This is a genomic window from Nocardioides sp. ChNu-99, from assembly GCF_029493445.1.
Taxonomy (GTDB): domain Bacteria; phylum Actinomycetota; class Actinomycetes; order Propionibacteriales; family Nocardioidaceae; genus Nocardioides.
Window position 1 is genome coordinate 1 of the sequence record NZ_JAHWBL010000100.1, and the last position, 5119, is coordinate 5119.

At 77.1% G+C, this 5119-nt stretch carries 5 protein-coding genes; all 5 read right to left on the reverse strand.

What is annotated here, in order from left to right; translation table 11 throughout:
• A partial coding sequence (locus KK617_RS18370) for a 2Fe-2S iron-sulfur cluster-binding protein (protein WP_277501637.1) occupies positions 1 to 530 on the reverse strand: 530 nt, incomplete at its 3' end.
• The gene (locus KK617_RS18375) at positions 527 to 1378 is read right to left on the reverse strand and encodes an FAD binding domain-containing protein (RefSeq protein ID WP_277501638.1); all 852 of its coding nucleotides are present in this window, start codon (positions 1376 to 1378) and stop codon (positions 527 to 529) included. The genes KK617_RS18370 and KK617_RS18375, both read right to left, overlap by 4 nt.
• Positions 1378 to 2202 (reverse strand): MurR/RpiR family transcriptional regulator, encoded by an 825-nt coding sequence (locus KK617_RS18380; protein ID WP_277501639.1) that lies wholly within the window; start codon positions 2200 to 2202, stop codon positions 1378 to 1380. The genes KK617_RS18375 and KK617_RS18380 overlap by 1 nt, the downstream gene beginning before the upstream one ends.
• Complete coding sequence (locus tag KK617_RS18385; protein ID WP_277501640.1) at positions 2199 to 3527, reverse strand: allantoate amidohydrolase; 1329 nt, start codon at positions 3525 to 3527, stop codon at positions 2199 to 2201. The genes KK617_RS18380 and KK617_RS18385 overlap by 4 nt, the downstream gene beginning before the upstream one ends.
• On the reverse strand, positions 3524 to 4786 hold the full coding sequence (locus KK617_RS18390; RefSeq protein WP_277501641.1) for an alanine--glyoxylate aminotransferase family protein: 1263 nt from the start codon (positions 4784 to 4786) through the stop codon (positions 3524 to 3526). Before KK617_RS18390 ends, KK617_RS18385 begins: the two co-directional genes overlap by 4 nt.
• Positions 4787 to 5119 lie beyond the last annotated feature (333 nt).

Genomic DNA, 5119 nt, shown 5'->3' on the forward strand with positions numbered 1-5119 from the left:
ACGGAGCGGCCGAGGGCGGCGGTCGGGGCCGGGCCCGGCCCGCCCGGCGCGCCGTCCGGCTCCTCGACGTTGCACCGCCCGGCGAGGGCGTCGCGGATGGAGCGGTAGCCGGTGCAGCGGCACAGGTTGCCCTTGAACGTCCGCGCCACCTCCTCGGCGCGGGCGGGGTCGTCGGCCCCGGGCACGACGCCGCGCTCGTCGGCGAGGGCGGCCGCGGTCACGACGTACCCCGCCGTGCAGAAGCCGCACTGGAAGCCCGCCGCGCGGGCGAAGTTGCGCTGCACCGGGTGCAGGTCGTCGGGCGCCCCGAGGCCGGCGACGGTGGTGACGGCGCGGCCCTCGGCCCGGTGCAGCGGGAGCACGCAGGAGTGGGTGGCCGCACCGTCGACGAGCACGGTGCACGCGCCGCAGTCGCCCGCGTCGCAGCCCTTCTTCACCTCGAGGTGGCCGGTCTCGCGCAGGAACGTGCGCAGGCACTGGCCGGGGTGGGCGCCGGACGCGTCGACCGCGGTGCCGTTGACCTCGATCACGCGGCCACCTCCTCGCTGCTGGTGGTGACGGCCAGCTCGGCCAGCACCTCCGCGGCGAGGACGGGGGTGATCCCGGCCCGCCAGTCCGCGGGGCCGTGAGGGTCGTCGTACCAGGTCGTGACCCCGGCGAGCGCGTCGGTGACCTCGGCCGCGCCGGGCAGGGCGGGGAAGCGGAGGCGCAGGGGACGGGTGGTCGCGGCGGTGACCACCAGCGTGCAGGCGCCGTCGGCGTCGAGGCGGCCGACGACGAGCGCGGAGGAGCGGCCGACGGGGGTGAGGGCGAGCTGGCGGGAGGCGTAGCGAGCGGTGAGGGCCGCGGCGGGCACGTCGACGCCCCGCAGCAGCTCGTCGCCGGCGCGGTCGGTGCGGCCGGGGCCGGTGACGAGGTCGACGACGGGTACGGCGCGCGCCCCCCGGTCCGGCGACCACAGGTCGGCGACGCCGTCGAGGGCCGCGGTCAGCGTGATCATCGCGCCCGCGGGGAGGCCGAGGCAGAGGTTGCCGCCGACGGTGGCGACGCTCCAGACCTTCGACGACATGAGGAAGGCGTCCGCGCAGCGGCGCACGAGGGCGGCGGCGCTCGCGGTGGCCGGGTCGGCGGCGGGCCACGTCGCCGCGGCGGCGACGAGCTCGGCGACCGTGCAGGTGCCGGCGATCCGCAGCGCCCCGTCGTCGTCGCGGGCCGTCGGCGCCCAGCCCATGCCGGTCAGGTCGACGAGGCCGGTGAGGTGGGGCTGCGGGGTGGAGTAGAGCCACGACCCGCCCCCCAGCCACGCCTCACCGGGGCGGAGCACGAGGTCGTCGGTGGTGCGGGCGACGCGCACGCCCGTCAGCTCGGCGAGGTCCACTACTCAATCTCCCTCAGGCGCAGGTAGGCGTTGCTGATCGTGGTGACGCGCTCCCGCCCGGCGGCGCCGCGCGCGGCGAGGACGCCGTCGGCCAGCACGGCGGCCATGCTCATCGCGGCCGCGTAGGAGTCGAAGGCGAGCTCGGTGGCGATGGGGCACCCCAGCCAGGTGCCGCGCGGCCCGAGGTGGCGGCGGTGGTCGGCGGCGGTCGGGTCGGCGAGCAGCACGACGTCGGCGCCGGTCGCGACCGCGTCGGCGAGGAAGGCGCTGAACCCCACGGGACGGCGGCGGAACCCGACGAGGAGCACCGCGTCCCCGGCGTCCACGTCGGCCAGCTCCTCGCCCATGACCTGGCCGGGCAGGGGCGCGAGGCGCACGTCGGGACGGGCCTGGGCGAGCTGCTGGCGCAGGTGGAGCGCGACCGCGTGGCTGCCGCGCCACCCGACGACGTGCACGCGCCGGGCCGAGGCGAGGGCCGCGACGGCCGGTACGACGCCGGGCTGGCCGACGACGGTCGCGATCGTCGCCGCCTCGGCCCGGGCGTGCGCCGGCAGGCTCGCGGGTGCGCTGAGCTGGCGCGGCTCGCCCGCCACGCGCTGGGCCCGGAGGTGGTCGCGGACCTCGTCGAAGTCGGCGTACCCCAGGCTGCGGAACAGCCGGCTCATCGTGGCCTTCGAGACGCCGGCCAGGTCGGCGAGCTCGGCGGCGCGGTAGGTCGCGAGGTCGTCGAGGTGCTGCAGCAGTGTGTCGGCGGCGCGGCGCTCCTGCGGCGACAGGGTGGCGCGGTGCGTGGCGATGCGCTCGTCGATCCGCACCGTCGTCACCGCACCGGTCCCGTCGCAGGGGCGGGCACGGCGGCGGTGCCACCGGCCTCGTACGCCGCGGCCGCGGCGAGCACCGCGGCCTCGAGCGCGTCGGCGGCGCGGGCCACGTCGACCTCGCGGACGTCCTCGCCCGGGTGGTGGCTGATGCCGTCGTGGCAGCGCACGAACAGCATGCCGATGTCGGCGACGGCGACGACCGCCATGGCGTCGTGGCCCGCGCGGCTCCACAGGGCCATCGGGTCGGCGTCACCGGTCGCGCGGATGCCGTCGACGACGGCCTGCTGGAGCCACCCGGCGCACGGGGCGGCGGGCGCGCGGTGGGTCTCGCTCACCTCCAGCGTCAGGCCGCGCGCCGTGCAGGCGGCGGCGATGGCGGCGTGCAGCACCTCCCACGCGTGGTCGCGGTCGGCGTCGCGCGGCGCCCGCAGGTCGAGGCTGAGGTCGGCGCGGCCGGGGATGACGTTGACGGCGCCCGGCTGCACCTCGATCTGCCCGACGGTGGCGATGACGCCGAGCTCGCGGGCGAGGCGCTCGACCGCGGTGACGGCCTCGCTGGCGCCCACGAGGGCGTCGCGCCGCCGCTCGTACGGCGTGCCCCCCGCGTGGCGGGCCTCGCCGTGGACGGTCAGGGCGAAGCGCCGGGCGCCGGCGATGGTGGTGACGACCCCGAGCGAGGCGTCGGCGGCCTCGAGGTAGGGCCCCTGCTCGATGTGGGCCTCGAGGTAGCCGACGAGGCTGCCGGGTGTCCGGGCGGCCTCGTGGTTGCGCGCGGGGTCGAGCCCGAAGGCGCGGTAGGCCTGCGCGAGCGTGGTGCCGTCGCGGTCGGCGAGGTCCCACCAGGCGTCGTCCCACGTGCCGGCGAGGGCCTGGCTGCCGAGCAGGGCCGTGCCGAAGCGGGCGCCCTCCTCGTCGGAGAACGCGACGAGCTCGAGCGCGAAGGGGAGGTCCGCGACCCGGTCGCCGAGGCGCTCGGCGACGGCGACCGCCAGCACGACGCCGAGCATGCCGTCGAAGCTGCCGGCGTCCGGCACCGTGTCGAGGTGGGAGCCGAGGAGCAGTGCCGGGAGACCGGGCTCGCGGCCCTCGCGTCGGCCGCAGAGGTTGCCCGCCGCGTCCTGCCAGGTCGTCAGGCCGGCCTCCTCCATCCAGGTGCGCACCAGCGCGTTGGCCGCCGCGTGCTCGGGCGTCAGGTGGAGGCGCTCGAGCCGGTCGGGCGCGGCGGAGAACGCGTCGAGCTCGGCGCAGCGGGTGAGCACGCCGGCGGCGGTGGTGGAGTCGGTCGTGGGGCCGGTGGTGGGGCCGGTGGTGGAGCCGGTGGTGGTCATGCCGCGGCCCCGGCGGTCGCGGCGGCTCCGTCGTACACCTCGCGGGCCGCGGCGACCCCGCCGCCGCCCGTCAGCGGCACGCCGTACCCGCGCAGGACCTGCTCGAGGGCGGCGAGGGTGGTGAGCACGGCGTCGCGGCGGGCGTTGTAGCCCATCGTGCCGATGCGCCAGACCCTGCCGTGGAGGGGGCCGAAGGAGGTGCCGATCTCGATGCCGAAGTCGGTGAGCATCGCCGCGCGGGCCGCGTCGCCGGGCACACCGTCGGGGATGTGGACCGCGACGACGTTGTGCATCTTGTGGGCGACGTCGCCGAAGACGGCGAGGCCGAGGCCCGTCACGCCCGCCAGCATGGCGTCGCCGTGGAGGCGGTGGCGCTCGACGGCCGCGTCGACGCCCTCCTCGACGAGGATGCGGGCGCACTCGCGGGCGCCGTAGAGCATCGTCGTGGCCTCGGTGTGGTGGTTGAGGCGGCGGGGGCCCCAGTAGTCCATGATCTGCGCCAGGTCGAGGTAGTTGGACGCGATGCGGGTGCCCGCCTCGCGCGCCACGTCGGCCTCCTCGCGGATGCCGGCCTCGACGTGGCGGCGCCCGTCGACGACCGCGACGGCGCGCGGCGAGAGCGTGATCGGGGCGCTGCCCGAGGGCCCGCCGAGGCACTTCTGCAGCCCGGCCGACGCGACGTCGACGCCCCAGTCGTCGGTGGCGAAGACGTTGCCGCCGAGGGTGGCCGTGGCGTCGACGTAGAGGAGCGCGTCGTGGCGCCGGCAGATCTCGCCGAGGTCGGCGAGCGGCTGGGCCATCGTCGTCGCGGTGTCGCCGTGGACGACGGCGACGAGCTTCGGGCGGACGGCGCGGACGGCGTCCTCGACCTGCTCGGGGGCGAACACCGTGCCCCAGTCGGTCGCCAGCGTGTGGACCTCGGCGCCGCAGCGCTCGGCGATCTCCACGAGGAGGTGCCCGAAGCGACCGAACACCGGAACGAGCACCCGGTCGCCGGGCTCCAGCAGGCTGACCAGCGCCGCCTCGATGCCGGCCCGCGAGGTGCCGTCGACGAGCAGCGTCTGCTCGTTCGTCGTGCGGAACACCTCGCGGTAGAGCGCCATCGTCTCGTTCATGTAGCCGGTCATCGCCGGGTCGTACTGGCCCACGAGCGGCGCCCCCATCGCCCGCAGCACGCGGGGGTCGGCACTGATCGGACCGGGGCCCATCAGCAGGCGCGCGGGTGGGTGGACCGGGGCGACCGGTGGGGCGACGGGCATGGCGAGGACGCTATGAAACGGTCGTTTCCCGGGTGTTTCGGCACGCGAACGGGTTGTTTCGGGGCGGCGGGAGTACGCAGGTTCAGTCGGGTGGGGCCTCGGCGCCTGGACCTGCGCACTCGGGCGGCGGAATGGGGGGCGCCGCGGGGGCGTTGCCCCGTTCGTGACCGGTCTGTGGATCCTGCTCGCCGCCGTCGTGCTCGCCGGCGGCCTCGGCCTGTGGCGCCTGCGCACCGACGGCGCCTTCCGGGGTTCGCGGCGCGGCGCCGCGCCTGACGCCGCTGCCGGTACGCCGGAGCCCGCCGCGGCTGCCCCCGCGGCCGCGACCGCGGC

Coding starts and splice junctions, on each gene's coding strand:
- KK617_RS18385 (WP_277501640.1), bottom strand. CDS start 3,527: ATGACCACCACCGGCTCCACCACCGGCCCCACCACCGGCCCCACGACC.
- KK617_RS18390 (WP_277501641.1), bottom strand. CDS start 4,786: ATGCCCGTCGCCCCACCGGTCGCCCCGGTCCACCCACCCGCGCGCCTG.